This window comes from Acinetobacter calcoaceticus, assembly GCF_051947995.1.
Taxonomy (GTDB): Bacteria; Pseudomonadota; Gammaproteobacteria; order Pseudomonadales; family Moraxellaceae; genus Acinetobacter.
In genome coordinates this window covers 1-602 of sequence record NZ_JBLVVH010000026.1, presented here as the reverse complement: position 1 = coordinate 602, position 602 = coordinate 1, and the positions used below count along the sequence as shown (strand labels likewise).

The window sequence follows — 602 nt, the reverse complement described above, 5'->3', positions numbered from 1 at the left end:
GCATCATTGATGTTGTTTTTACCTGTACCACCAATGTTATTCGTCGTGATGCTACCGTCCGGATTAACCGTGGTGTTACCACCGATGCTGTTCTTGATGCTGTCAGAAATATTCTTGATCTGACCGCCATTCACGGCATCTTTAGAACCATTGGCAATTGAACCGTCAGCAACGTTGGTAATGACTTTATTACCTGCATTGATGCCATCTTTAGTGATGCTTGGGCCATCTTTGATGGTCAAGCCATTGTTGTTCAATACGCTGTCGCCAGTCGTTACGCTGTCTAAGGTCAGGTCTTTCTTGGTCGATACTTCGTAGTTGGTACTGCCATCTTTATTGGTCGTTTCTTTAACAACAATGTTGTCGCCTTCAGTCACTGTGGTTTTCGCTTTGGTTGCAGCGTCTTTCACATTGCTGATTGCATCATTGATGTTGTTTTTACCTGTACCACCAATGTTATTCGTCGTGATGCTACCGTCCGGATTAACCGTGGTGTTACCACCGATGCTGTTCTTGATGCTGTCAGAAATATGCTTGATCTGACCGCCGTTCACGGCATCTTTAGAACCATTGGCAATTGAACCGTCAGCAACATTGGTAAT

At 44.5% G+C, this 602-nt stretch carries 1 pseudogene; it reads right to left on the bottom strand.

The window, feature by feature from the left end:
• Positions 1 to 602, bottom strand: a pseudogene (locus tag ACNQO6_RS18400) (YadA-like family protein); the annotation flags it as partial.